Consider the following 25,317-nt stretch of genomic DNA (forward strand, 5'->3'; position numbering starts at 1 on the left):
CTAGATTGCGTCGTCATAGGTGACGAACGACATCATGCCGGTCGCCATGTGGTAGAGGTGATGGCAGTGGAAGGGCCAACGGCCGGAGTTCGACGCGTCGAATTGAATGGCGACTTCCGCCATTGGTGGCACGAGCACCGTGTCGCGGACCGCTCCGTTGATCCGCTTGCCATTGACGCGCAAGACCTGAAAGTGATGTCCATGCAGGTGCATCGGATGCGCCATCATCGACATGTTCCGCATCACCAATTCCACGCGGTTCCCTGTCGTTACCTTCATAGGCCCGTCCGCACTCCCGATTTCCCAGACATAGGAAGCCATGTCTCCGCTTAGGGTCAGTGAATACGTCCGATCCGGGGCGCGTTGGGCTAGCGGCTGTGCGGCTCGCAGCGTTTCCTCCAATGAAAGATCGAGCACCGGGCCGCTGTCCGCTGTGATCGCGCTCACCTTTGAAACGTTGGCGTCCGCGGTGGCCAGGATGACGCCCGTCTGTTCCTTTGCGCCCTCACGCAGGGCGAGAATGGGGAATGCACCGGAACCTGGCGGAAGGTGCAGGCGAATGTCTAGCCTCTGTCCCATCGAAATCGGAAAGCGACCTCCGGCTACCGGCACCACATCATTTCCATCGACTGCGATCAGATCGCCGGAAAGGGTGCCGGTGTCGATGGTGAAGGCGGTCGCCGTCGCCCCGTTGATGATGCGAAGGCGAACGCGCCCTCCTTTCTCGACGGTGACGACTTCGGGATCATCCAGGGTACGGTCGTTGGCGAGGTAGGCGTCGTATTCGATGTCGTTCAGGTCCATGGCTGGCATGCCCTGCATCGCCATGCCCGACATGTGCTGCGGATGCATTCCCTCTATGCCTTGCATCCTAGTCCTCATATGACCGGCGGCCCCACCGTGCCCCATGTCATCGGTAGCGCCGGGTGCCTTCAGTCCGGCCAGCAATTCCTCCGGGGTCTTGAAGGAAAAGTCATGGAGCAGGATGACGACTTCCTGTTCGTCACGCGCTAAATCGGCCGCGGTCCGTACGATCAGCGGGGCCGCCAGGAGCGTTTGTTCCTGAAGGGTATGCGCGTGCATCCAGTGCGTCCCCCCTTGGCCAACCGGAAAGAGGTAGTGACGGCTTTCGCCCGAATTCAGCAATTTGGCTGGATTGTCGGGAACCCCATCCATGCCCCATGGGGGCGTCAATCCATGCCAATGGATCAGCGTATCTTCTTTCGTTTGGTTCAACAGGTTGACATTGAAATCGCCTCCCGCGTTGAGGACCACTCCCGGCTTTCCATCCGCCGTACCAAGTCCAAATACGGTTGCGGCTTTGCCGTTCACCTCGAGGACGCGCTTCGAGATGGACAGATCGGTTGTTCCGTTGGTCGCTGCCAAGGCATTGCTTACCCAAGCATTTTTAATGACTGACGCGGACGCTGCGCCAATGGCCAGCGTCTTCATGAATTGTCGGCGGTACATATTGGTATCTCTCGATCCGGGGTCGGAACTCCGACCTGCTGAAATGTCGGCCCACGTCGGGCCGGGTACATCAAAACAGGGTGGATCGAGGTGGCTCGAAGACGGCAGGGGTGTCCTGGCCTGTCATACTGGCGAGCACTACGGGAAAATACGAGGGATCAATATAATCACTCCACGCCACGAGGGCGGGCGACGGAATGCTCGCGACACAAACAACACACGCGTTGGCGCAGCAAAGCTTGTCCTTCAATGCCTTGTCATGGTGGTCATCGGAGGTCGTCAGCGGCCCGTGAGTGGTCGAAACGGAAACTTTCGCGGTATGGCAATCAAGTGGCATTGCCTGCGCATGCGCATTGAGGAGCAGGCTCGCAAAAACTGCAGCCAAGATGAACTTCAACAATGTAGCGAACCCGTTGCGAACTGCCATTTTCTCAGCTCAATGTCGCCGTTTACAGCACGATAGCCGCTTTCCTCATGTACGCCTTGATCTTCATCAATATAAACCCAGGACGCTTATCAGGATATGGAGCAGTAAATTGCGGTCGGGAGTCTTCATTTCAGCCTTTGCCGCGATCACCCTATTCGCGTTTCAGGCCACTGGACAGTCAATCCCGGATGTGGTGGCGCAGCGTCAGCAAGACATGAAAGCCATGGCGGCGGCCGCGAAAACAATTGCGACCATGTTCAAATCACCAGACACCTATTCACCCACGGCCTTCAGGGATGCCGCAGAGGCGATCGAGCGTCACTCAGGTAGGAGACTCGTCGCCGACTTCGCTACGGTAACATCCGTTAAGGGTTCGGAGGCAAACGAGCTGATCGCAGCCGAACGGGAACGGTTCGCGCAACTATCAAACGACCTCCAAAAATATGCCGAGGCAGTGGCCGACGCAGCCGCCGACAGTTCGGGCTCCATGCCGGCTGAGATGCGAATGCGGTTAGGCGAACAGGTAAGTGGCGGGCCACTCGCAAAGCGCCCTCAGAATGAACCCAACGGAGCCGCGATGTCGGCCGAACACACGTTCCATATGATGCTCGAGACGTGCACCTCATGCCATGCCCGATATCGGCTTAGAGATTGACGAGCTAAGGCAGCGGCCGGCAGCGATGCTTGATCAATATCGCCGTTAGTGTAACCTCTGATCATCCTATCTGAAACACGCTAGAAACACGCGCCGCAGCCTGCGGCGCGTGTTTATGCTGCGTATTTAAGCGACATGGCCGCAGCATGACTTCTTGAAGGCGGCCCCATAGCCGGCGTCTTCGATAGCGGCGATGAAGGCTTCCGCTTCGATCGTGGATTCAATGGATGCGGTCTTTGCCTTGAGATCGACTGCAATCTTGGCCCCGGGATCGACTGATCTTACTGCTTTCTCGACCGCGCCCACACAGTGGCCACAGGTCATATCCGGAACATTGAGATGGATCATTGGAGGTCTCCGATTGGTTTCATCTGAGTGAAGATGGGGCTTCCAACAATGGGAAGGTCAATAGCGTGGGGCCCGAATTTTTTGACTACCTATGCGCAATGTTGCTGGGACGATTCCAATGTCCCACGCGTCCTCCCAGGGCTTAACTCGACCATGACCGGCCTGACCGGATTTTCCACAGGACAGGCGCAATCATTGTCGTTTTTGCCGAGTATGGCTTTCAAGGTCTCGACGTTAACCGCGGGGAGGGGCATTGACAGTGGAATAATATCCGTTATTCTGGATACATGGATAGCAATACAGCAATAGCGGCACTCGCCGCACTCGCCCAGTCCACCAGGCTTGAGACATTTCGGCTTCTTGTGCGGCGCGAGCCCGATGGCGTGCCTGCCGGCGAGCTCGCCCGTCTCCTCGATGTGCCGCAGAACACCATGTCCGCTCATCTCGCGACCCTGTCGCGTGCGGGACTGGTGTCGAGTGAACGGCAGAGTCGTTCGATCATCTACCGGGCTGACCTCCAAGGACTCCGCGATCTGACCCTCTTCCTGCTGAAAGACTGCTGCGGCGGCTCGGCCGAACTCTGTGCGCCGCTGATCGCCGAACTTACACCCTGCTGTGCTCCCGAGGTGAAGCCGTCATGACCGAGACCAGGTTGGAGCCAGTCCCGGGGAGCGATGCCGGACTGAAGCTGGCGTTGGCGATTTCCGGTCTTGCGACCGAAGACCTCGAAGACCCGGGACGCTCGTTCTTCAGGGCGGTTTCGCCCGATGGTATCACCGTTGGTTATGCAGGCATTGAGATGTGCGGCGACGCGGTCCTCCTCAGGTCGATGGTCATCTTGCCCGAGCACAGGGGCAAGACATTGGGAAGATCACTGACCACGGAAACCCTGAAAACCGTCAAGCAAAGCTCGGCGGTCTTCCTGGCGACGACGACGGCCGCTCAGTTCTTCGAAAACCTCGGTTTCGATGTAGTCGAGCGCGCCGATGTGCCGCCTGCCGTTCTCGCGACCCGCCAGCTTTCGGGCATCTGCCCGGCGTCGGCCACGATCATGAAACTCAATAGACCTCCGACCTAACCACGGACAACGACCATGACCGACAAGACCTACAACGTGCTCTTCTTGTGCACGGGCAATTCCGCTCGTTCTATTCTCGCCGAATCCATCCTCAACAAGGAAGGCGGCGGACGGTTCAGGGCCTTCTCCGCAGGCAGCCAGCCCAAGGGTGAAGTCAATCCGCATGCCCTGAACGAACTCGAAGCGCTCGGCTATCCGGCCGAGGGCTTCACATCGAAGAGCTGGGACGTCTTTGCCCAACCCGGCGCACCCGAAATGGATTTCATCTTCACCGTCTGTGATAGCGCGCACGGCGAGGCCTGCCCGGTATGGATCGGACATCCGATGACCGCGCATTGGGGTGTCGAAGACCCGGCTGCGGTTGTCGATTCCGAGGTCGAAATCCAGCGCGCCTTCGCGCAGGCCGCCCGCTTCCTCAAGAACCGCATCATGGCCTTCATCAATCTGCCTCTGGCCTCCATCGACCGCCTGGCGCTCGAGCAGCACTTCCGTCAGATCGGTTCGCTCGAAGGTGCGTCCGTCAACTCCGCAAAGGCCGAGTAGGATGTCCACTTTCGAACGCTATCTGACCATATGGGTGTTCCTCTGCATCGTCGTCGGCGTGGCGCTCGGCCACCTGATGCCCGGTGTATTCCAGGTCATCGGCGCGGCAGAGATCGCGAAGGTGAACTTGCCTGTCGCCATCCTGATCTGGCTGATGATCATCCCGATGCTCCTCAGGATCGACTTCCGCTCATTGGCGCAGGTGAGCACGTACTGGCGCGGCATCGGCGTGACCCTGTTCATCAATTGGGCCATCAAGCCGTTCTCCATGGCGCTGCTCGGATGGCTGTTTATCGGATTGCTGTTCCGTCCTTATCTGCCGGCCGATCAGATCGACTCCTATATCGCAGGCCTGATCATCCTTGCGGCAGCACCCTGTACTGCAATGGTGTTCGTCTGGAGCAACCTGACCCGCGGCGAGCCGCTGTTCACGCTATCCCAGGTCGCGCTCAACGATGCGATCATGGTCGTCGCCTTCGCGCCAATCGTCGGTCTGCTGCTCGGGCTGTCGGCCATCACCGTACCCTGGGACACGCTCGTTTTGTCGGTTGTCCTCTATATCGTGGTCCCCGTCATCATCGCGCAGGTCCTGAGAGCGCGTCTGACCGCCGACGGCACAACGAGACCGCTGGACGCCATGCTGGCGAAGCTGCAGCCGCTTTCGCTTGTCGCCCTGCTGGCAACGCTCGTTCTCCTGTTTGGCTTCCAGGGCGAGCAGATCATCGCGCAGCCGACCATCATCGCGCTACTTGCCGTTCCCATCCTGATTCAAGTCTATTTAAACTCGGGGCTGGCCTATCTCCTGAACCGGATGTCGGGCGAGCGCCATTGCGTCGCGGGACCTTCGGCGCTGATCGGGGCCAGCAACTTCTTCGAACTCGCGGTTGCCGCCGCCATCAGTTTGTTCGGCTTCCAGTCCGGCGCAGCACTGGCGACCGTCGTCGGCGTGCTTATCGAGGTTCCCGTGATGCTCACGGTCGTCTGGGCCGTGAACCGCACCAAGGGCTGGTACGAGGCGGCACCCGCCGTCTCCCGGAACACCATTACCGAAAGGACATGACAATGGACGTCACCATCTATCATAACCCCGCTTGCGGCACGTCCCGCAACACGCTGGAGATGATCCGCGCAGCCGGGATCGAACCGACCGTGATCGAGTATCTCCAGTCCCCGCCGTCGCACGACGAGCTTACCAGGATGATCTCCGATGCTGGGCTGACCGTCCGCCAGGCGATCCGCGAGAAGGGCACGCCTTACGCGGAGCTGGGTCTCCACGATCCGAAGCTGACGGACGACCAGTTGCTCGACGCCATGCTGAAGGACCCGATCCTCATCAACCGTCCGTTCGTCGTCACGCCGCTCGGCACCAGGCTTGCCCGGCCATCGGAGGTCGTGCTCGACATTCTGCCCAATGCCTTCAAGAAGGCCTTCTTCAAGGAGGATGGCGAGCAGGTCCTCGATCAGGAGGGAAAGCGCGTTGTCTGAGACCTTCCCCGCCTTGCAGGAGCGGCATCTTCGCCAATCTGACCTCGAAGCGTTGCGTCCAGCCTTTTCGACGCACAAGCCGCGTATCTTGATCCTCTATGGCTCGCTTCGGGAGGTGTCCTACAGCCGGCTGCTCGCGCACGAAGCCAGACGTCTTCTCGAGCGTTTGGGGTGCGAGGTGCGGATGTTCGATCCGAGAGGGTTGCCGCTGCCCGACGAGGCCCCGGTCAGCCATCCGAAAGTGCAGGAGCTGCGCGATCTGTCGCAATGGTCGGAAGGTCAGGTGTGGGTCAGCCCCGAGCGCCACGGTGCCATGACGGGCATCATGAAGGCCCAGATCGACTGGATTCCCCTGTCGCTCGGGTCGATCCGGCCGACACAAGGCAAGACGCTGGCGATCATGGAAGTCTCCGGTGGCAGCCAGTCCTTCAACGCTCTGAACCAGATGCGTGTCCTCGGTCGCTGGATGCGGATGATCACGATTCCGAACCAGTCGTCCGTCGCCAAGGCCTACCAGGAGTTCGACGCCGACGGCAGGATGAAGCCGTCGTCCTACTACGATCGCGTTGTCGACGTCTGTGAGGAGCTGGTGAAGTTCACGTTGCTGACACGGGACGCCTCGGCCCACCTGACAGACCGCTATAGCGAGCGGAAGGAACACGCGGCAGAACTAGAGAAGCGGGTGTCGTTGAGGTCGATTTAGTCACTCCTCGACCGCCGAGAATTGCTAGGCAGTACCAAGGCCGGCCGCAATGTAGCAATTGCGGTCATCCAGGATCAAAGGCCGTTGAACCTTCGACACGCGAACCCGGCGGTGGCGATCGCGAACACCACCCATAAAACACGATCCCCGGCTGTTCCCATTTGAAAAGCCGGCCCCACGCGTCATGACGCAAAACCTTTGCAGGAGGCTATAATTCCAATAGGCTTTTCAGCCATGCGTGACGCGCGTCGCATGGTAACATTCGTCTCAGAGGCCACGCAAAATATGGTGATACAGCTTCAATCAACCCTCACCTGTCCGAATTGTGGCCATCAGGCAATGGAAATGATGCCCATCGACGCCTGCCAGTTCTTCTATGAATGCAACGGATGCGGCACGATGCTCCGGCCAAAATCCGGGGACTGCTGCGTCTTCTGTTCCTATGGTGACGTACCTTGCCCACCAATTCAGGAGGCCAAACATAACAAAGGAGCCGCAAGCTGTTGCGTCGGTTCCTAACTGAGGGTGTGAGGTAAAGCTGACGTCCGTATCGGATTGTGCCGGCGCATTCCGGACGAAGGACATGTGCCCGCGCTGATCCCTAACGGACGCCGAGGAGGTCCACGATGAGCGAAGACGCCTTCAACATTTCGATCCGCAAGTTCCTGAAGGAGGTCGGTGTCACCTCGCAGCGCAAGATCGAGGAGGCGGTGCGCGAGGGGCAGTTCGGCGGCAAGAAGCTGAAGGTGCGCATGACGCTGACGGCGGAGGGCTCCGGTCTCAACCACGTGGTGAACGGTGAGATCGAACTTCCATAGGTCGGGCGAAGCGATAGATCGATTGGCTCAGCACTGTGTACTGAGTTACTCAGTCCTCGTAGGGCTCCGTGTAGATACAGCCACTGCGATAAACGCAGCGATACCAAGCGTGCCAAGCAGAGCATTGACGAACAGAGCCATGGCGATGCCGAGATTTTCCATCGCCGTGGCGAATACGAAGGGGGCAGCGGCACCAACTGCCAGTCTCGCCGCTGCCATCTTGCCCGTGATCGCGCCATAGCCAGCGGACCCGAAGAGGTAGAGCGGCAGGCTCCCCTGAGCGATGCTGTTGATCCCCGACCCAAGGCCAAGACAGACGGCGAAAGCCACAGCACCTGGCAACCAATCACCCGAGAGCCCGAGCATCACCGCACCGGCGACCATGAGCGCCGCAGAGACAATCGCCAGCGCCGGCGGCGACAGGCTCTTTCCGAAGATCATGTTGATCAGGCGGCTCATGACCTGCGCCGGACCGAACAGGGAACCGATCACCACCGCTGCACTGCCAAGTCCGATCGCGCCGAGCATTGGCACCATGTGGGCAAGGATCGCGGCCAGAGTGAAGCCCGAAAGCGAGAAGGCAAAGGAGACCAACAGCATGCCGCGGCGGCGGGCCTGCGGGTCAAGAGCGCCGACGATCACCTCGCGGGTTCTTGTCCCGTTCGTCGTGGAACCCAGCCTTCCGGCACGCATGATCCCGTAGTGCAGCGGCATGCAGACGAGAAGATTCAGGGCGGCGAACACCAGATAGATTTCGCGCCAGGATAGGTATCCGGTCAGTGTCGCGGCGATCGGCCAGAAGATGGTGGAAGCAAAGCCGCCTATGAGTGTCAGATAGGTGATGCTGCGTGACGCCGTCCGAGGTTCGCTTTCGACCAGCGTGGCGAAGGCAGCCTGATACTGAACCATCCCGGAGGAGACCTCCAGCAGGACGATTGCAAGGGCGAAGAGCGATACGGACGGCGACCATGCACACAGCGCCAGGGTGAGCGCGGCAAGGGCCGATCCCAGCGTCATCACGGTGGCCGCTCCGAGCCTGTCCATGTGCCTGCCGATAAACGGAGCAGACAGGCCGCCGACAAACAGCGAGACCGAGAAGACGGCGAAGACCCGCTCCAGGCTGATGCCGAGGTCGTTGGCCATTCCGGGGGCGAGGATGCTGAAGGAGTAGTAGAGAGTGCCGTAGCCGATGATCTGCGTGACACCGAGAGCGGAGACGATGCCCGCCGGAACCTTGGTCGTATGCAATGACGTATTCCTCGACGGCCTATACTTCGCTCGGGCAGCAACCTGTGGATCGCTCGACCGAGCCGCGGATGCCAGGATGTCCCGCGCAGCAGTCTTCCATCAGGAAAGTCACCAGATCAGCCAGCGTGTCATAACTTGCGCTGTAGACGATTGAGCGCGACTCTCGGCGCTGGGCGATGAGACCGGAGCGCTCGAGTTCCTTTAGGTGGAACGAGACGTTTGATGGAGAGACGCCCATGCGTTCCGCAATCGCGCCCGCGGCCAGACCCTCAGGGCCGGCGACGACCAGGGTCCTCACGATGGAGAGGCGGGTCTCCTGCGAAAGCGCGGCGAAGGAAGCGAGGGCTTGACGATCATCCATATTTCAATAATCCTTGAATCATTGAATCTGAGGATAAACGCAAATGAGCATGACCGACAATAGTCATTCTGGCAGAACCGACATCTCGCTCGGAGAGTTGCTCGACAGGACCGCGGAAACACCGGAACTACCATTGGTCTTCCTGTACGACGGCAAGCCCGTGAAGCCTGGTTATCACGTGACCGAGGTCAAGGCTGGCCAGTTCTCCGCGCTCGACTGCGGAGCAAATCCGGAAGCCTGGTCGGAAATCTTCGTGCAGCTATGGGATGTCGACGAGGGTGAGCGGACCCATATGACGGCCGGGAAATTTTCGGCCATCGTCCGGAAGGTCTCCGAACACGTCCGTCTCGATGGTTCTGCCAAGCTGACCTTCGAAGTGAGCGATGGCGTCCGCCCCATGCAGTTGTTCTGCGCGAACGATCCGATTGCGGAAGACGGCGCTTTCCACGTGACGTTGACGCCGCGTCCCGCGAGCTGCAAGCCTCGGGACCGCTGGCTGGCCGAGAAAGCCGCTAAGGAAGCTTCCTGTTGCGGCACATCCGCCTCCAAGTGCTGTGGCTGAGGTGGGCACGAGCAGTTTCCCCAAGCCGATGCCTAACCTACTCCGCGGCACGACCCCGCCGAGTGCGTCCGTCGGTCGCAACTTTCCGTGACGGGCTTCCAATGAGCGCCGCCCTGTGCCAGCATATGAGCATGTTCTACCTTGTCGTGCTCCGGCGTATCATGTTCGCGCTTGCATTGCTCGGGATCGTTGTCGGTCCCGTGAGCGCGAGCACGTCTGCCAGCGCCATGGCGGCGGCTTCGTCCGACATGCAAACGGCAGCCATGCCGGACATGGACATGGCCAGCGCCGATGAAATGCCGTGCTGCCCAGATGAACAGCCTGCCCCGCAAAAGAAGGCCTGCGGACCCACGTGCCCCCTGGCGTTGTTGTGTTCCACGACGATCTTGGCACAGAAGGACAACAGCGTAGGTTGGCGGGTCGACCTGACGTTGCTGGCTCTGTCCCATGACCTCCTTCAGGAAGGCCATCTGCCTTCTGCGATCGTCGAACCGCCCGCGCGACCTCCCAAAGCCTGATCTCACTCTTTGTTAAACCGGACAGCCGCTTTCCAGACGGAACGCGTCCTTCCGACCGTAGCTATTTCATGGACCCGGCCCGCAGCGCCGGTCCTGGGTGAGATTCATATGACCACATGCTTTTTTTCTCCGAGGGCGACCCTCGGCGCGGTTGCCATCATTTTGGCTGCAACCACCACTTCGTTCGCCGCCGCAACTGACTACGAGTTCCAACTCGTCCAGTCAGAAGTCCCGCACGGTCCCGAGGCGACCGTCGCGGTGCGCCTGATCGACAAGAGGACGTCAAAACCTGTGCCGGACGCGATCATCTTCAGCACGAGGATGGATATGGCACCGGAGGGAATGGAGGCGATGACCACCCCGGTCGAAGCCCTGCCGCCAACGGAAGCCGGCATCTATTCGTTCAAGACCAACCTCAGCATGGAGGGCGGCTGGCGCTTCAAGCTGGCGGCCAAGGTCCAGGGCGAGACCGACACGGTCCAGGGCGAACTGGTTCTGCAGGCACAGCCGTGACAACGTTCAGATTTCTGCTCTTCGTCAGCTCCCTCGCCATCGCCGGCGGGGGAGGGTACGCGGCTGGCATACGTGGCCTTGCCCCGGAACTCAGCGCATATTTCTCCGAGCCGGCGCTCGGGGAGACTGTCGTGGCTCGTCCCGTTCCGACGGGCGAGGTCATATACTACCAGCATCCGGACGGGCTGCCAGAGTATTCCGCCAAGCCGAAAAGGACGTCGGACGGCCGACCTTTCCGGGCAGTGCGGCAAAGCGAAGACGTGAGCTTCGAGCCCGTGAAGGCCACCGCCGAGCACTCCAATGCCGCAGGAGGGTCCAGCGACGGCCGCAAGATACTTTACTACCGGAACCCCATGGGCCTTCCCGACACCTCGAAGGTGCCGAAGAAGGACTCGATGGGCATGGACTATATCCCGGTTTACGAAGGCGAAGAGGCGAACAGTTCCGTCGTGAAAGTCTCTCTGGGTAGGTTGCAGCGTACGGGGGTGAAGACCGCCACGGCGGAGCGTACCGTGATTGCCCGTGCGGTGCGGGTGCCAGGGACAATCGCCATCGACGAGCGGCTGATCCGGATCGTCTCGATGCGCACGGACTCCTTCGTCGAAGACGTCGCGAACGTCACTACGGGCGACGTTGTAAGGAAGGGGGATGACCTCTTCCATTTCTATTCCAAGGATGTCGCGAAGGCGGGCGCGGAATACGCCACCGAACTGCGGGGCGGCGGCAAGCCGGGACTGGACGTCGGCGGCGCGCTGCAACTGCGTAACCTCGGGGTGCAGGAAGAGGCGATCAGTTCGATCGCCAAGGACCGCGCGGTGCCTCGGAGCATTCCCTATCTGTCGCCAAGCGGCGGCGTGGTTCTCGAGCGCAACGCGACGACAGGCATGATGGCGGAGGCGGGCGACGTCCTGTTTCGAATCGCCGACATGTCGAAGGTATGGGTGATTGCGGACGTGCCCGAATTCGACGCCGCGGCCATTCGCAAGGGCGCGCATGCAATGGTCAAGGTACGGAACCTGCCTGGCAAGACTTTCGAAGGCACGGTCAATTTGATCTACCCCGAACTTCAGTCGCAGACGCGGACGGCGAAGGTGCGGATCGAGCTTTCCAACACCGACGGCCTGCTTCTGGCGAACATGTACGCGGAAGTTGAGATCACCTCGGGCGACGCCACCCCGGTCGTCGCGGTGCCCAACAGCGCCATCATCGACACGGGCGACCGACAGGTGGTGTTCGTCGACAAGGGCGAGGGCCGTTTCGAACCGCGCGACGTCGCGCTCGGAGCGCGGGACGACGACCGGACGGAGATCACGAAGGGGATCGATGCGGGAGAGAAGATCGTCGTCTCCGGGAACTTCCTGCTCGACGCCGAAAGCAACCTCAATGCGGCGCTGAACGCGCTCACTGCGAACGAGGTGCAACCATGATCTCGAACATCATCGCCTGGTCCGCCCGCAATCTCGTGCTTATCATGGTCGGAGCCGCGCTCTCGATCGCCGCGGGTATATACTCGCTGCGATCGCTTTCACTCGATGCCATTCCCGATCTCTCGGACGTGCAGGTCATCGTCTTCACCGACTATCCCGGCCAGGCACCCCAGGTGGTCGAAGACCAGGTCACTTATCCGCTAACGACGTCGATGCTGACGGTTCCAAGATCGAAGGTCGTGCGCGGCTTCTCCTTCTTCGGCGTCTCCTTCGTCTACGTCATCTTCGAGGACGGGACCGATCCCTATTGGGCAAGAAGTCGGGTACTCGAATTCCTCAACGCCGCCTCAAGCCGACTTCCCGAGGGCGTCTCGCCTAGCCTCGGCCCGGACGCGACCGGCGTCGGCTGGGTCTACCAATACGCCCTTGTCGCCAAGGAGCTGTCGCTCGCCGAACTGCGGTCGCTGCAGGACTGGGTCGTCCGCTTTGCCGCCTCGAAGTCGGAGGGCGTGGCCGAGGTCGCGAGTGTCGGCGGGTTCGTCAAGCAGTACTCGGTCGTCGTGGACCCGGCGCGCCTGCGCGCCCAAGACGTGACCCTGAAACAGATCGCCGACGTGATTCGGGCCAGCAACCGCGACGTCGGCGGGCGGACCGTCGAGATTTCGGAATTCGAGTTCATGGTCCGCGGCCGGGGCTATCTGCAAGGCATCAAGGACATCGAGAACATCGTGCTGATGACCGAAGGCGGAGCGCCGCTACGCCTCGGCGACGTGGCGCTGGTGGAAACTGTTCCCGACGAGCGCCGCGGCATCACCGAGTTGAACGGCGAGGGCGAGGTCGCAAGCGGCATCGTGCTGCAGCGGGTCGGCGAAAACGCCCTCAACGTCATCGACAGCACCAAGAAGAGTCTGGCGGCGATCAAGGACAGCCTACCGGCTGGCACCGAGATCGTTCCCGTCTACGACCGTTCGGAGCTGATCAAGGCCGCGATCGAAACGCTCAAGGGAACGCTGGTCGAGGAGTCGATCATCGTCGCCCTGGTGACGATCGCCTTCCTCCTGCATGTGAGGAGCGCGCTCGTTGCCATCATCATGCTGCCTATCGGTATCTTGATCTCCTTCATCGCGATGCGGGCGCTCGGCATCGGGGCGAACATCATGAGTCTCGGAGGCATCGCGATCGCCATCGGCGCGATGATAGACGCCGCCATCGTGATGATCGAGAACGCCCACAAACATTTGGAGCGCGCCCCGCCGGACAAGCCGCGAACCGAGATACTGATCAAGGCGGCGAGCGAGGTCGGACCGGCGCTGTTCTTCAGTCTGCTGATCATCACCGTGTCATTCCTGCCGATCTTCACCTTGGAATCGCAGGAAGGCCGTCTCTTCGGACCGCTCGCCTTCACCAAGACCTTTGCTATGGCGGCAGCCGCCCTGCTGTCGGTTACCCTCGTTCCGGCGCTGATGGTGGTATTCGTACGTGGGAGGATCGTTCCGGAGCACAGAAACCCGCTCAACCGTTTCCTGATCTGGATTTATCGTCCAGTCATTTCCGGGGTGCTTCGGGAGAAGACGCTGACGATCCTGCTCGCCGTGGCAGCCTTGGCGGTAACGGTCTGGCCCGCCCGCCAGATCGGCAGCGAATTCATGCCCACCCTCAACGAAGGCACGCTGATGTACATGCCGACGACCTTGCCCGGCCTTTCGGTGACGAAGGCAGCCGATTTGATGCAGACCCAGGACCGCATTATCAAGTCCTTCCCGGAGGTCGAAACGGTCTTCGGCAAGGCGGGCAGGGCGCTGACCGCGACCGATCCGGCTCCGACGGAGATGTTCGAGACGATCATCACGCTGAAGCCGAAATCCGAATGGCGGCCAGGCGTGACCATCGACGGCCTGAAGCAGGAAATGGACGCGGCGCTGCAGTTTCCCGGCGTGTCTAACGCCTGGACGATGCCGATCCGAGCCCGCATCGATATGCTGTCGACAGGCATCAGGACACCCGTCGGGGTAAAGGTATTTGGGACGGACCTCAAGGAGATGGAGCGGATCGCCCGCGATGTCGAGACTGTCCTGAAGACCATCTCCGGCACATCGAGCGCTTACGCGGAACGGGTGATCGGCGGCTACTATCTGGACATTGTTCCTGACCGCATAGCGCTCGGGCGCTACGGCCTAAGCGTCGACGACGTTCAGGACGTTGTCGGCACGGCTTTGGGTTCCGAGGTGGTGACGTCGACGGTTGAGGGTCGCGAGCGGTATGGCGTGGCGGTGCGATACCCCCGTGCCTTCCGCAGCGATCCCCAAACGATAGCCCGTGACGTCCAGGTTGCCCTGCCTGGCGGCGGGACGGTACCATTGGGAGAGGTCGCCGAGGTTAAGTTGACGCGCGGTGCCACGACGATCCGCACCGAGAACGGCCAGCTTGCCGTCTACGTATTCGTCGATATCGCTGGTCGCGATCTCGGTGGCTATGTCGCGGAAGCGCGGCAGGCGGTCGCCGGTAGCGTGAACATGCCGCCGGGGTACTCGGTCGCCTGGAGCGGCCAGTACGAATATCTCGAACGGGCGAAAGCGCGTCTGGCGATCGTGGTGCCGTTGACGCTCGCGCTGATCTTTCTGCTGCTCTACCTGAACTTCAAGGCGCTTACCGAAACGCTGATCGTTATGCTGTCGCTGCCCTTCGCCCTCGTCGGGGGTATTTGGCTGATGTGGTGGCTTGGATTCAATGCCTCGGTTGCCGTCGTGGTGGGTTTCATTGCTCTCGCAGGCGTCGCCGCCGAGACCGGCGTCATCATGCTCATCTACCTTGATCAGGCGCTCAGGGAACGTCAGGTAGAATGCGCAGCGGAGGGGCGTAATTTTACCCGTTCCGACCTCAACCATGCGATAATTGTGGGAGCGGTAGAACGGGTGCGCCCGAAGATGATGACGGTCGTCGCAATCATGGCAGGCCTTTTGCCGATCCTTTGGAGCACTGGCACCGGGTCTGAGATTATGCAGCGTATCGCCGTACCCATGATCGGAGGAATGGCGTCCTCCACCATCCTTACCCTTGTCGTCATTCCCGCTGTTTATGCGGTCGTCAAAGGCTGGCAACTGTTGCCAAGAAGCGAGCTGGACCTCGCCGTTGGACCAGCGTCGCCGTCAATCTTTCAGGAGAGATAAAGATGAAGAGAAGAGACTTTCTGCTTTGCGGCGCTGCCTTGAGCTCAGGGCTCATGGTCCGACCCGCCTTCGCGACAGGTGAAAGCATGGTCGTGTACAAGGACCCGAACTGTGGTTGCTGCCATGAATGGACAAGCGCCATGAAGAACGCAGGCTTCTCCGTTGTCTCCCATGACCTTGACGATCTCGAACCGATCAAGAAGCGCTTCGCCATACCTGCAGACATGCAAGGGTGCCACACCGCGAGCTTGGCGGGCTATTTCATTGAGGGCCATGTTCCGCTGGACGCCATAACCAGGCTGCTTGCCGAGCGTCCGAATATCGCCGGGCTGGCCGTTCCCGGGATGCCATCCGGCTCCCTGGGTATGGGCGACGATCCAGGCGCGTCTTACGACGTGTTCGCGGTTGCCAAGGATGGTGCCATCGGTGTGTACCAGTCGGTGCGCCCGAGGCCGTAACCTGCGAATTTCCGACGGTTATCCAGACGCCTCCGAACACCCGTCCAAGCTTACACAATATTGGATGGGTGTTGGAGTCGCTGCTGCCGTCGCAAGGCAGAGAGCAGCAGAAGGGGCTTATGGACAGGCAGGTCGAGGGCGAGTAGGCTGCTACCGCGAGTGGTGGAGTTTGCCGGCGATGCCCGATAAGAAGAGGGAAGAAGGATCACCGAACCCTAGCAAAGCCTCGTTCGGCTCGGGGTTAGGTTCGGACTTTAAACCGCTCGGCAAGCGCATTTTGATAGGGCCGCGCCAGAATCAACGAAAGCTCGTTGCGCGAATTCGCGGCGATCTCCGGGACCCGAATTCCAATAAACCGTAATCCTTACGTGGCGTAGGCTCACGTCGATTCCGCGGGGCCGCCGCGGTTTCGACCTGTCTTCGGACCAACGCTGGTGTACTTTCTATTTTCCGAACGCGGATTGTAACGTTTGGGTTGAAGTCTTCTTTTCACGGGAGGTTGGGCGTACTACAATTTGCTAAGTAAATAAGGAATTCGATGTTGATTCGTCAGATGCACGAGTGGAGCAGGGTCGAGGGGGAGCGCCGCATCAGCGAGGTTCTCGAGAGTGCTCGGGCGGGCAATCCGCAGACGATCCAGGACGCCGATGGATCGTTCGAAATCCGGTTCGTGGCTCTTTCCAAGAAGGAAGGTGCAGGAGAGTTTCTTGCGCGGGGCGGTCCAGACAACGAACAGCGGTAAGATGTCCAGGACATCGCGCGGCCTCAATTTCGGCGAAGCCAGTGAAAAACCGCTTTAGCTGATGGGCGAATTTCCATCGGCACAAGCAGACGGTAGCCTGCTGTTCACGCTAGACCCAACTTTGGGTCAGCTCACAACGAGCCAAAGACATCATCAGGCGAAAGATGGACTCCTTGAACTTCGGATGCTGCCATGGCAACCCGGCCCGGATGCGTCAGGCGACCATAGTCGGTGTCGCTTCGCTCGCCCGTGCAGCCATATCGCATCTGGGTATCGCCCACAGCCCATTCGCTGGATTGTAGACGCCCGGCAGCGGAAAGAACCGGTCGATCGTTTCGAAATCTTTCACGTTCAGCGTGGCGATCGGCATGTCGTATACGATCGAAGTCGCAGCGATGAACAGGTCTTGCCCGGGTTTCTTCCTATCGGAGTACTCGTTGACGAACCAAAGGTGCGTTAGCGGCCTGCAGCAAACGAGCTTCGCCAATTGGCGAGCCACCTGAGGCGTCGGCAATGGATATTCGAAATCCATTCCGAGAAGTTCGTCCATCCACAGCCACAGCTCTTCCGCCTTGTCCGGGTTGGATCGACACTTTTCTGCTATCCCCGTTTCGACTTCCAAAAGAGCTGCGAATGGAATGGCAACCCGATGTTGTTGTCTAAGCCACCCGGAGATCGTGGGGTTGGGCCGAACCTTACTAGAATCACTTATTATGTTGGTATCGAGCAGAAAGATATCATCAGCCATGATTGCCAACTTCCGCCAAGGTTTGATGTAAGATCGCCGGTTGTCATTAATTGAGCGTAAATCAGAGTTGTTTTCTGCTGAAACTTGACACGGGGTAGTTGACTCCCTTGAGCATGTTCTCTATATGTTCCTTCCATGACCCAAACCCTTATGTTCCCAATACGAATACGTTGAGCACAGCCGCGCAAAAGCGGAGGTTCCATTCGATTTGTATTGAGGTCATGTATGGCGTCCCTGGATCATCACCAGAAGCTTCGCAGTGTCGGCGAAGCTTCTCAGCCCTCCCGCTTCCCTCGTCCAGTGAAAGGACCGGAACGTCCAACGTTCCGCTCTAAAGTCGTCCGCGACTTAGTTAGCATTCTGGATTTGAACCCCAGCGTTTTGCTGTGGACATGCAATCCGCCCCCGCTGGAAGTCGGGGGGAGGGCATACGTGCCGGACATTCGCATGCAGGACAAGGACGGCGGCTGGTGGATGCTTGATGCATTCGACCGAAGACTTCCCGTCGATGCAGGCGTCATCGCGGACGCTGCCTCTACGACGGCGCATCGGTATCGCATTGTAGATAGGTCGGACATCTACGATGGGTTCCGCTTGCGAAATGCCACCGACCTCTTGCGGTACGCGGGCCACAACGTTCCATTGGGGGACCGGGTTCGGCTGCTCTCCGCTCTGGACGAGAATGGGCCGCTGTCCTTTGCGGACTGCCTCCGTGTCCTTCGCGAGACTCAGCCGGTTGCGGGTCTAGCTTCCCTTATTCTCCAAGGCCTGGTCGAGGTTGAGCTCGACGAGGCGTTGATTGGCCCTGAGACGATGGTGAGACGAATACGCGCCTAAGCCCGCTCGTATTCCATCCCATCGCAATTGAGGCTTGTCATGACTTATTTTCCGGAGCGGGCTAAACCCCCGCTAAACTTGGCTACTGCTGTCGCCACTATGTTGGTTAGAAGCGTCATCCGACCGTTCTTGTCGGCGTCGAATTTTGTCGTCGCAATCAAGCTTCCGAACGCGGCCGACGTTGAACTATATGAAATTGCAACCCGTGAACTGCTTGACGCGGACCGTCTAATTGACGACGACGGAAGGTTCGCCCTGCTAGTCGATGAGGCATCTGACATCACCCAGACCGGTTGGAACCTGGTTTCAAGGTTTCGAGGTGTCCACCGTGCCGTCCTGTTCTACACGGATGAGGGGGAAATCTCGGGTGATCTCGCGCTCATGATTGATCATCGGTCGGAGATCGCGTCACCGGGTGCCACTCACTTCAGGGCCGCCGCTAAGAGGCTTGGCGTGCCAATCACCGAAGACGACGCCGCCTACTTAGCCACGAAACCTCTACGGGATGTTCGCCTGGCAATGCGCCCCGGAAGGTCAGTTAGCCGTCTTGCACGGCAATTGAAGGCGTTGCCAATGAAAGAAGTCGAGGTGCCCACGCGGTCCTACGAGCCGGGCACCGTTTTGCTCGAGCGCATGGAGGGCTATGGGAACGCGAAGGCCTGGGGCCTTCAGTTGGCCGACGACATCAAACGCTGGACTCGTCGTGAGATCGAATGGAGGGACGTCGATCGCGGCATTCTTCTCAGTGGTCCGCCGGGGTCCGGCAAGACAACTTATGCCCGGGCGTTGGCGAACAGCTGCGGAGTTGTGCTTGTCGCCGAATCCGCGGCGTCTTGGCAATCCAAGGGGCACCTGGGCGACATGCTGAAGGCGATGAGGCGCACTTTCCAAGCGGCTCGCGCTGCCAGCCCGGCCATTCTCTTTCTTGACGAGTTCGACAGCTTCGGCCACCGCGGTGTCTTCAACGACAGCTCGAACCACGACTACAAGGTGCAGGTAATCAATGGCCTCCTCGAGTGCCTTGATCCGGGGGACGGGCGAGAGGGGGTTGTTGTGATCGCCGCCACCAACAACGCGAGCGCGATCGATCCGGCTTTCCTACGGCCGGGTCGATTGGAGCGGATCATCGATATCCCGCTGCCGGATGAAGATGCTCGAAAGGCTATTCTGGAGTTTCATCTTCGTGCAGCGTGCCCGTCCGAGCTAGGTCAGTTCGGCAGGAGAACGGAAGGTTGGTCCGGTGCGGACATCGAAAAACTTGCCCGCGACGCACGCCGGGCCGCACGGCACGCCGGAAGGCAGGGGAGGGTCACTGAATCCGATCTGATGGACGTCATGCCTCCGATCGTGAACTTTACCGACGATGAACGTTTCCGGCTCTCGGTTCACGAGATCGGCCACGCTATCGTGGGACACGTCCTCCGTCCCAAAAGCCTGGGCAAGGTATCGATCAACAGCGGCAGACCCGCCAGATCGGGCTGGAACCCTATTGGCGCAACGCAGTTCAACGAACCTCTACCGTCTATGGCAACGGCGAAGCACTTCGAAGACATCATCGCCATCTATCTTGCCGGCATGGCGGCGGAACGCATCATGTTCGGCGACCATTTCACTGGAGCGGGAGGCGATGCGGCGGCCGATCTATCGGTTGCAACCGACTTTGCGACCATGATGGAGAGGAGTTTCGGTTTTGGTGACGCCTTGCTGACCGACATGGGGTCAGGAAGACGACCGCTGGAAAGCCTGCGCCTGAGCGATCCTCAGCTCCGTAGAGCTGTCCGTCGACGATTAGATGTCCAGTACAATCGCGCGAGCGATATTCTCATGACCAAGCGGACCGAGTTGGAAGGCCTCGCAGTCCGTCTAGCCCAACGCCTCGAACTGAGCGCGCAGGATGTTGGGGAGGCTTGCGCGTCCGGTTTGGGGCGGGTTGCACGGAAAGGCCGCGGTCGAGGACGGAGATCGGAGACATGAGGGTTTGGGTCATTTCCGATCTGCATCTCGAGTTCGGTGTCCCGTTCGTGCAGCCAGCTCCGCTGGATGCAGATGTGTTGGTTTGCGCCGGCGACCTGCTGACAAAGGGCGTTGCCCCGAGCATCGAGTGGTTAGCGAACAACATCGGCCCTTCGCTCCCAGTTATCTTTGTCGCCGGAAATCACGAGTTCTACGGAGGTTCCGTTCAAGAGGGCCTGAGAGAAGCCCGAGAGCTCGCCGGCCGTTATCCCAACATCCACCTTCTTGAAAACAACGCGGTGGACATCGAGGGCGTTCGATTCATCGGCGGGACCCTTTGGACGGACTTCCGTATCCTCGGCGGCGACCCCCACCTTGCTATGACTGCTGCCCAATCCGGCATGAACGACTACCGGAAGATCAAATTCGCGAAGATTCCGTATCGGAAGTTCAGACCGATCCACGCCTTTCGCAAATATATGGAAACACGGGCGTTTATAGCGTCAGAGCTGGGGAAGGCACGAGGGCGGAAAACCGTCGTCATCACACATCATGCGCCGTCCATCCGCTCCATTCCAACAGAGTTCCAGGCCGACCTGCTGTCGGCTTGCTATGCCTCCGATCTGGAGAGCCTAATTATCGAACAGCGGCCGGATTTGTGGGTGCATGGTCATGTCCATTACACGAACGACTACATCATCGGAGAGAGCAGAGTGGTTTCAAACCCGCGCGGATATCCGGGCGAGGGGACGACCTTCGATCCCGCGTTCACCGTAGAAATCTAGGTCTCGCCCGCGATGAGGCGCTGCGGCTAGACGCTGGAGAGAGGACAGGCTTCGATATAGCTCTTACCACTGATATCTAAGGGGATAACGTAGTCGCCTCTTGATTGCAGCAAAGTGTGCGGTAGGCTCTGCCCATAAGAGGCGGCACTTGCGTGTGCATGGGGATTCAGAGGCGGCTTGGTGATGGAAGACGAGAGACGCGGGTCCGTATGGCGTCGGTGGGACCTGCACATTCATGCACCGGGCACCAAGCTGGCAAATGGCTACGGCGACGCAAATCCGGAGGTCTGGAAACGCTTCGTGAATCAGCTTGAAGCTTCGGACGTTCAAGCTTTTGGAGTAACCGACTACTTTTCGTTCGATGCCTACCTGGCTGCGGTCGCGAATTATCGGGCGCTTGTGCCAGACGGCAGGAAGCTCCTTATTCCCAACATCGAACTTCGGCTTATCGAGACCGTCAGTACGGATGGCAAGAATGTAAATACTCACGTTCTTATTGACCCGGAAGCGGCCACGCCAGGTTCTCTAAATAAGCTGCTGGGGGACCTTGAGACCCACATAACGGCAGGGGGAAAACGTATTAGATGTCGTGAATTGACTTCACAGCACTTCGCTGCTGCGACGGTCAGCATCCATGATGTGAAATATGCGTTAGATGCTACATTCACGACGGAACAATACCTCATCGTTACGGCGGCCGGCAACGACGGGCTGCGTGGCACCGCCAAGAACTCGCAGCGAAGTCAGTCCATATCGGACGAGCTAGACCGGGCCAGTAGTGCATTTTTCGGAAAGTCGGCGAGCCGGTCATACTTCCTGGCCGAATCTCGGTATGAGGATGGGACGGTATCGGAGCCGAAACCGGTATTTGATGGAAGCGATGCCCATTCGTTCGACGATCTCCGACGTCTGTCCGGGGATGAGCCTCATTTTCAATCAACCTGGATCAAGGCCGATCTCTCGTTCCGAGGCCTCCGTCAAACAATTTTCGAACCGGAACATAGAGTATTCATCGGCGACCGCCCCCCGGTTCTTACACGCGTCGAACGCGAAGCCACCCGCTTTATAGACCGATTGCAAATTTCGAGCGTGAGTGCCTATGGTGGGCAAAATGGCACCTGGTTCAGCAATGTAGATGTTCAATTCAATCCAGAGCTGACCGCCATCATCGGGAACAAGGGGAGTGGCAAGAGCGCAATTGCGGACATTCTCGCACTCTTGGGCAACACTCGCCAAGCGAAGCATTTTTCTTTTTTGACCGACAGCCCCGGAAACAAGAAGTTCAAACGTCCGGGCTTCGCGGACCATTTCGTAGCGCGCCTCACTTGGAAGAACGCGCTATCGTCTGAGAAGAAACTGAGTGACGATCCCGATGGCTTAAAGCCGGAGGCGGTCAAATACCTGCCACAGAACTATTTTGAGAGCCTCACGAACGAAATAGAGGTGCAGGAGCTGCGCCGAGAAATTGAAGATGTGGTTTTCTCTCACGTTGACCCAAGCGAAAGACTGGATGCCGGCACTTTCCACGAACTGGAGGATCGCAAGACCGCAAGTAGCCGCCATGAGGCGAGCCAGCTGAAGGGGAAACTTCGCGAGCTCAACATAGAAATACTTGAACTTGAAGATCAAGCCGCTCCTGCATTTAGAGCGAAGCTGGTCTCCGAACTCGATGCCCTAAAGACCCAGCTGGCAGCACTCAAGGCATCACTGCCTCCACAGGAAACCCAGCCGACGACGGAAAGTACAGGGCAGAAGGAAGCAACTGACCGCATCGCTGCCCTGACTTTGATGCGCGATGACCTCGCGTCACGGGAGAAGGAGGCGGCGAGACGGCTGGCCGATCAAAAGACGACGCTGCAGGACTAACCGAACTTTCGGACGCGTTGACTGCCATCAAGACGCATGTGACCAGTGAAACGGAGGATTTGAAGGTCCGATACGGTTCGTTGGGCATCGACTTAAACAAGTTGGTTACCTTCTCGGTCAATGACGACCCGGTCAACGACAAAAGGAAAGACCTATCGGCAGCGATTGCTGCGATCGAGCTCGATAACGAAATCGAAACAACATCTGAATTCGATTTTTCAACTATCTCCAGTGTTCCGGACTTGAGCAACGCACAGAAGTCCATTTCTTCCGAGATCGACGTGTTGCGCGAGGCGTTGTCTGCGCCGCAACAGCGATATCAGAAGTATGTCCAAGCGCTCCGCGAAATTACCGAGAAGATGGATGCGATTACCGGCGACAAAGAAGCGCCAAAGCCTGGCACGATCAGTGACTTCGAGGCCAGGATCGCGCGGATCGATCGGGACCTTCAGGCTGTGTTGTCCAAAGCTTATTTGGAAAGGCACAGGCTTTGCAGAGAAATCTTCCAGTGCAAGCGCAAGATCAAGACGTTTTACGAGCAGTTGCGGACAAAGGTCGAGGCACGATTGGCCGCGGTAAGTACTGGGGACTTCAAAGTCTCCATCGACGCGTCGTTTGTCCTGTCTTCCAAGTTTGCCGAGGATTTTTTCGGCCACCTAAATCAGAATGTCTCAGGCCCGTTTCGCGGCGTCGCGGAAGGTGCGCAGAGGCTCCGGAGTGAACTGTCGTTGGTAGATTGGAACGACGTGGACAGCATTTTGGCATTTGTTGACGCCGTTGTCTCAACGATGAAGCCATCTGATCTTGCCCGTCAAACGAAAGACGTGAAACGGTTTTACGACTTCCTGTATTCATTCGAGTACTTCGAGGCCCGTTATGAATTGCGGCTCGGCGGAAAGGACCTGAACCAACTTTCCCCCGGGGAGAAGGGACTTCTGCTTCTAGTCTTCTACCTACACCTTGATATGGACAATACCCCGCTCATAATCGATCAGCCTGAAGACAATCTGGATAACGACAGCATTTTCGCTGTTCTCGCAAAATGCATTCGCGAAGCTAAGAAATCTCGACAGGTGATTTTGGTGACGCATAATCCAAATCTCGCAGTCGGCGCAGACGCGGAGCAGATCGTCTACGTGCGTTTAGACAAAGTGAACCAATATCAATTCAGCTATGAGAGCGGGTCGATCGAAAACCCGCGTACGAACAATCTTGTGGTGAAGGTGCTTGAGGGTTCAAGGCCCGCATTTGTGCAGAGACGGTTGAAGTATCAGATTGTCTAACACCTGTAGCAGGTCATTCGGAGCCTCATAGGCGTTCGCGATCTCCAGCCCCCATAGTCCGGCTCGTTACCGCTGACAGCCCTCACAGACCTTTCCATAAGGGCCACCGCCTAAGCGCTTCCTCGCAGCACGACCTGTTTGAACGACATAGCTACTGGGGGGGAAATGGAAGTCGAAGAGGCTCTGAGAAGGGTTAGATTGATCACGTCGATGTTGAGGCAGGACGTCGGGACGGCGGTTGCTTCCCATTCGGTGATGGAGGCCTGCAATGACGTGATCCCGGCGGGTATGAAAGGCATCAACACCGTTTTCAACGATACCTATGGCATCATTCAGAATGCGCTTGCCCTGAAACTGGCAATGGATATCGCCCGCATCTACGATGTTGGCCAGAACCCGAAGTACCCACCAGAGACACAGGATAAAGCGTCTATTCAGGTGCTGGCGGCGCTCTTTAAGGTTCCCGGTGTGCAGGAGCGTCTGGAAGACGAGGCTTCGGATTGGTTATCGGGGATCGAAGACATCAGCAGCGAAAGGGCAGGACCCAGTTCGTTGGAGATCGCGGCAATCATGGAGACGATCGAAGCCGAGCATAGGACCGGAGACCGTAAGACTTGTGGCGAGGCAATCTCTGCGTTTCTTGATATAGACACGCGTCTTTCAATCGACGGTTCCGACGAGGAAGCGGCGATCCGTCGCATTCGCGACTTCCGCAATCGTCGGCTGGCGCATGCCTTGTTCGACAAGGAACCAGACGCACTGCCAATGTACTCCGATCTTTTCCTTCTCCTCGATCTCGCGATGGATGCCGCGAGGTACGCTTCCTTAGCCGTTGAGGGCTTGAATACCGAGTTCGATGACCAAGCCGATCGTGATCGCTCGACTGCGGAAGGATATGCTGCCTGCGTTCTCGCCGGTCTTCGAGAGGCCGCAACTCGGGACAATTGATTTGGCGCTGGGATGACGTTCGGAAGAAGCTGGCCTCAGTGTTGCCCCTCGGACATGCGAATGCGGTGCCTCGAGCTCGGCGGACCGCACGATGCCTGAAACTCGTTTCTGCTCGCGGATATCACCATCAGCCCCGATACTCTGAGGCACTGCAGAGGCATTTTGCGGAAGTTTTGGTTGCCGTGGGAAATTTGAACATGCTTTTTACACTCGGCGGCTGAATATCATATCATTTAGTTCCATAATCTATATTATGTGATCTTCTTGTGTAGCCGCAAAGTTAGAATGTCCTGTTTCTGCAAAGTTGGAATGTCACACTCCCCGGGTCTGAATGACGTCTGGGAGATTGCGGATGGGATTGATTGCGATGAGTG

Annotated in this window: 28 protein-coding genes; 22 read left to right on the forward strand and 6 right to left on the reverse strand. The window is 58.8% G+C overall.

Translation table 11 applies throughout. The features are described from left to right. Together LQK81_RS25710 and LQK81_RS25715 are read right to left on the reverse strand one after the other, a co-directional pair. Entirely contained in the window at positions 1-1,470 is a 1,470-nt protein-coding gene (locus LQK81_RS25710; RefSeq protein ID WP_230809263.1) for a multicopper oxidase family protein, read from the reverse strand. A gap of 70 nt (positions 1,471-1,540) precedes the next feature. After that, the gene (locus LQK81_RS25715) at positions 1,541-1,855 is read right to left on the reverse strand and encodes a hypothetical protein (protein ID WP_230809264.1); all 315 of its coding nucleotides are present in this window, start codon (positions 1,853-1,855) and stop codon (positions 1,541-1,543) included. A 1-nt stretch (position 1,856) separates the two neighbouring features. Between LQK81_RS25715 and LQK81_RS25720 the strand changes: the two genes are divergently transcribed. After that, positions 1,857-2,552, forward strand: coding sequence for a cytochrome c (locus tag LQK81_RS25720; RefSeq protein ID WP_230809265.1), 696 nt, complete (start codon positions 1,857-1,859; stop codon positions 2,550-2,552). Between the two features lie 126 nt (positions 2,553-2,678). On the opposite strand, the gene LQK81_RS25725 is transcribed toward LQK81_RS25720, so the two are convergent. Beyond that, positions 2,679-2,900, reverse strand: coding sequence for a heavy-metal-associated domain-containing protein (locus LQK81_RS25725; RefSeq protein WP_230809266.1), 222 nt, complete (start codon positions 2,898-2,900; stop codon positions 2,679-2,681). Positions 2,901-3,187: 287 nt separating this feature from the next. Between LQK81_RS25725 and LQK81_RS25730 the strand changes: the two genes are divergently transcribed. The 8 genes from LQK81_RS25730 (at position 3,188) to LQK81_RS25765 (ending at position 7,527) form a co-directional block, all read left to right on the forward strand. Next, positions 3,188-3,541 carry an ArsR/SmtB family transcription factor gene (locus tag LQK81_RS25730; protein ID WP_230809267.1) on the forward strand — a complete coding sequence of 118 codons (354 nt, stop codon included), beginning with the start codon at positions 3,188-3,190 and terminating at the stop codon, positions 3,539-3,541. Beyond that, positions 3,538-3,978 (forward strand): arsenic resistance N-acetyltransferase ArsN2, encoded by a 441-nt coding sequence (gene arsN2 / locus LQK81_RS25735; protein WP_230809268.1) that lies wholly within the window; start codon positions 3,538-3,540, stop codon positions 3,976-3,978. The genes LQK81_RS25730 and arsN2 overlap by 4 nt, the downstream gene beginning before the upstream one ends. A 15-nt stretch (positions 3,979-3,993) precedes the next feature. Further along, positions 3,994-4,521: an arsenate reductase ArsC gene (locus tag LQK81_RS25740; protein WP_230809269.1), complete on the forward strand. Its 528-nt coding sequence runs from the start codon at positions 3,994-3,996 to the stop codon at positions 4,519-4,521. Position 4,522: 1 nt separating this feature from the next. Then, the gene (arsB, locus tag LQK81_RS25745) at positions 4,523-5,581 is read left to right on the forward strand and encodes an ACR3 family arsenite efflux transporter (protein WP_230809270.1); all 1,059 of its coding nucleotides are present in this window, start codon (positions 4,523-4,525) and stop codon (positions 5,579-5,581) included. Positions 5,582-5,583: 2 nt separating this feature from the next. After that, positions 5,584-6,006 (forward strand): arsenate reductase (glutaredoxin), encoded by a 423-nt coding sequence (arsC, locus tag LQK81_RS25750; protein ID WP_230809271.1) that lies wholly within the window; start codon positions 5,584-5,586, stop codon positions 6,004-6,006. Further along, positions 5,981-6,709 carry an arsenical resistance protein ArsH gene (gene arsH, locus LQK81_RS25755; protein ID WP_230809292.1) on the forward strand — a complete coding sequence of 243 codons (729 nt, stop codon included), beginning with the start codon at positions 5,981-5,983 and terminating at the stop codon, positions 6,707-6,709. The genes arsC and arsH overlap by 26 nt, the downstream gene beginning before the upstream one ends. 291 nt (positions 6,710-7,000) lie before the next feature. Continuing rightward, a complete protein-coding gene (locus tag LQK81_RS25760) occupies positions 7,001-7,228 on the forward strand; it encodes a GDCCVxC domain-containing (seleno)protein (RefSeq protein ID WP_230809293.1) in 228 nt (75 codons plus the stop codon). Between the two features lie 107 nt (positions 7,229-7,335). Then, positions 7,336-7,527: a DUF6494 family protein gene (locus LQK81_RS25765; protein WP_230809272.1), complete on the forward strand. Its 192-nt coding sequence runs from the start codon at positions 7,336-7,338 to the stop codon at positions 7,525-7,527. A gap of 45 nt (positions 7,528-7,572) precedes the next feature. Here LQK81_RS25765 and arsK read toward each other — a convergent pair whose 3' ends face one another. Both arsK and LQK81_RS25775 read right to left on the reverse strand, forming a co-directional pair. After that, on the reverse strand, positions 7,573-8,775 hold the full coding sequence (gene arsK, locus LQK81_RS25770; RefSeq protein ID WP_230809273.1) for an arsenite efflux MFS transporter ArsK: 1,203 nt from the start codon (positions 8,773-8,775) through the stop codon (positions 7,573-7,575). A 19-nt stretch (positions 8,776-8,794) separates the two neighbouring features. After that, positions 8,795-9,136 (reverse strand): ArsR/SmtB family transcription factor, encoded by a 342-nt coding sequence (locus tag LQK81_RS25775; RefSeq protein ID WP_230809274.1) that lies wholly within the window; start codon positions 9,134-9,136, stop codon positions 8,795-8,797. Between the two features lie 43 nt (positions 9,137-9,179). Here LQK81_RS25775 and LQK81_RS25780 point away from each other — a divergent pair, with 43 nt between their 5' ends. The 7 genes from LQK81_RS25780 (at position 9,180) to LQK81_RS25810 (ending at position 16,523) form a co-directional block, all read left to right on the forward strand. Then, positions 9,180-9,698, forward strand: coding sequence for a DUF6428 family protein (locus tag LQK81_RS25780; protein WP_230809275.1), 519 nt, complete (start codon positions 9,180-9,182; stop codon positions 9,696-9,698). Between the two features lie 131 nt (positions 9,699-9,829). Further along, positions 9,830-10,216, forward strand: coding sequence for a hypothetical protein (locus LQK81_RS25785; RefSeq protein WP_230809276.1), 387 nt, complete (start codon positions 9,830-9,832; stop codon positions 10,214-10,216). A 108-nt stretch (positions 10,217-10,324) separates the two neighbouring features. Next, positions 10,325-10,729: a FixH family protein gene (locus LQK81_RS25790; RefSeq protein WP_230809277.1), complete on the forward strand. Its 405-nt coding sequence runs from the start codon at positions 10,325-10,327 to the stop codon at positions 10,727-10,729. Beyond that, positions 10,726-12,156: an efflux RND transporter periplasmic adaptor subunit gene (locus LQK81_RS25795; protein WP_230809278.1), complete on the forward strand. Its 1,431-nt coding sequence runs from the start codon at positions 10,726-10,728 to the stop codon at positions 12,154-12,156. Before LQK81_RS25790 ends, LQK81_RS25795 begins: the two co-directional genes overlap by 4 nt. Continuing rightward, positions 12,153-15,323, forward strand: coding sequence for an efflux RND transporter permease subunit (locus LQK81_RS25800; protein ID WP_230809279.1), 3,171 nt, complete (start codon positions 12,153-12,155; stop codon positions 15,321-15,323). The genes LQK81_RS25795 and LQK81_RS25800 overlap by 4 nt, the downstream gene beginning before the upstream one ends. A gap of 2 nt (positions 15,324-15,325) precedes the next feature. Then, the gene (locus LQK81_RS25805; protein ID WP_230809280.1) at positions 15,326-15,781 is read left to right on the forward strand and encodes a DUF411 domain-containing protein; all 456 of its coding nucleotides are present in this window, start codon (positions 15,326-15,328) and stop codon (positions 15,779-15,781) included. 538 nt (positions 15,782-16,319) lie between these two features. Continuing rightward, positions 16,320-16,523 (forward strand): hypothetical protein, encoded by a 204-nt coding sequence (locus tag LQK81_RS25810; RefSeq protein ID WP_230809281.1) that lies wholly within the window; start codon positions 16,320-16,322, stop codon positions 16,521-16,523. 214 nt (positions 16,524-16,737) lie between these two features. Here the strand turns inward: LQK81_RS25810 and LQK81_RS25815 are convergent, their stop codons facing one another. Then, complete coding sequence (locus LQK81_RS25815) at positions 16,738-17,271, reverse strand: PIN domain-containing protein (protein ID WP_230809282.1); 534 nt, start codon at positions 17,269-17,271, stop codon at positions 16,738-16,740. A 447-nt stretch (positions 17,272-17,718) separates the two neighbouring features. Between LQK81_RS25815 and LQK81_RS25820 the strand changes: the two genes are divergently transcribed. The 6 genes from LQK81_RS25820 to LQK81_RS25845 all read left to right on the forward strand — a co-directional run bounded on the left by LQK81_RS25820 (position 17,719) and on the right by LQK81_RS25845 (position 24,943). Then, positions 17,719-18,108, forward strand: coding sequence for a hypothetical protein (locus tag LQK81_RS25820; protein WP_230809283.1), 390 nt, complete (start codon positions 17,719-17,721; stop codon positions 18,106-18,108). A gap of 39 nt (positions 18,109-18,147) precedes the next feature. Continuing rightward, positions 18,148-20,082, forward strand: coding sequence for an AAA family ATPase (locus LQK81_RS25825; protein ID WP_230809284.1), 1,935 nt, complete (start codon positions 18,148-18,150; stop codon positions 20,080-20,082). Further along, positions 20,079-20,846, forward strand: coding sequence for a metallophosphoesterase (locus tag LQK81_RS25830; RefSeq protein ID WP_230809285.1), 768 nt, complete (start codon positions 20,079-20,081; stop codon positions 20,844-20,846). The genes LQK81_RS25825 and LQK81_RS25830 overlap by 4 nt, the downstream gene beginning before the upstream one ends. A 183-nt stretch (positions 20,847-21,029) precedes the next feature. Beyond that, the gene (locus tag LQK81_RS25835) at positions 21,030-22,712 is read left to right on the forward strand and encodes a hypothetical protein (protein ID WP_230809286.1); all 1,683 of its coding nucleotides are present in this window, start codon (positions 21,030-21,032) and stop codon (positions 22,710-22,712) included. A 17-nt stretch (positions 22,713-22,729) separates the two neighbouring features. Further along, positions 22,730-23,995 carry an AAA family ATPase gene (locus LQK81_RS25840; RefSeq protein WP_230809287.1) on the forward strand — a complete coding sequence of 422 codons (1,266 nt, stop codon included), beginning with the start codon at positions 22,730-22,732 and terminating at the stop codon, positions 23,993-23,995. A gap of 198 nt (positions 23,996-24,193) precedes the next feature. Further along, the gene (locus LQK81_RS25845; RefSeq protein ID WP_230809288.1) at positions 24,194-24,943 is read left to right on the forward strand and encodes an AbiU2 domain-containing protein; all 750 of its coding nucleotides are present in this window, start codon (positions 24,194-24,196) and stop codon (positions 24,941-24,943) included. Positions 24,944-25,317 lie beyond the last annotated feature (374 nt).

It is taken from the genome of Rhizobium sp. GN54, assembly GCF_021026345.1.
GTDB lineage: Bacteria > Pseudomonadota > Alphaproteobacteria > Rhizobiales > Rhizobiaceae > Mycoplana.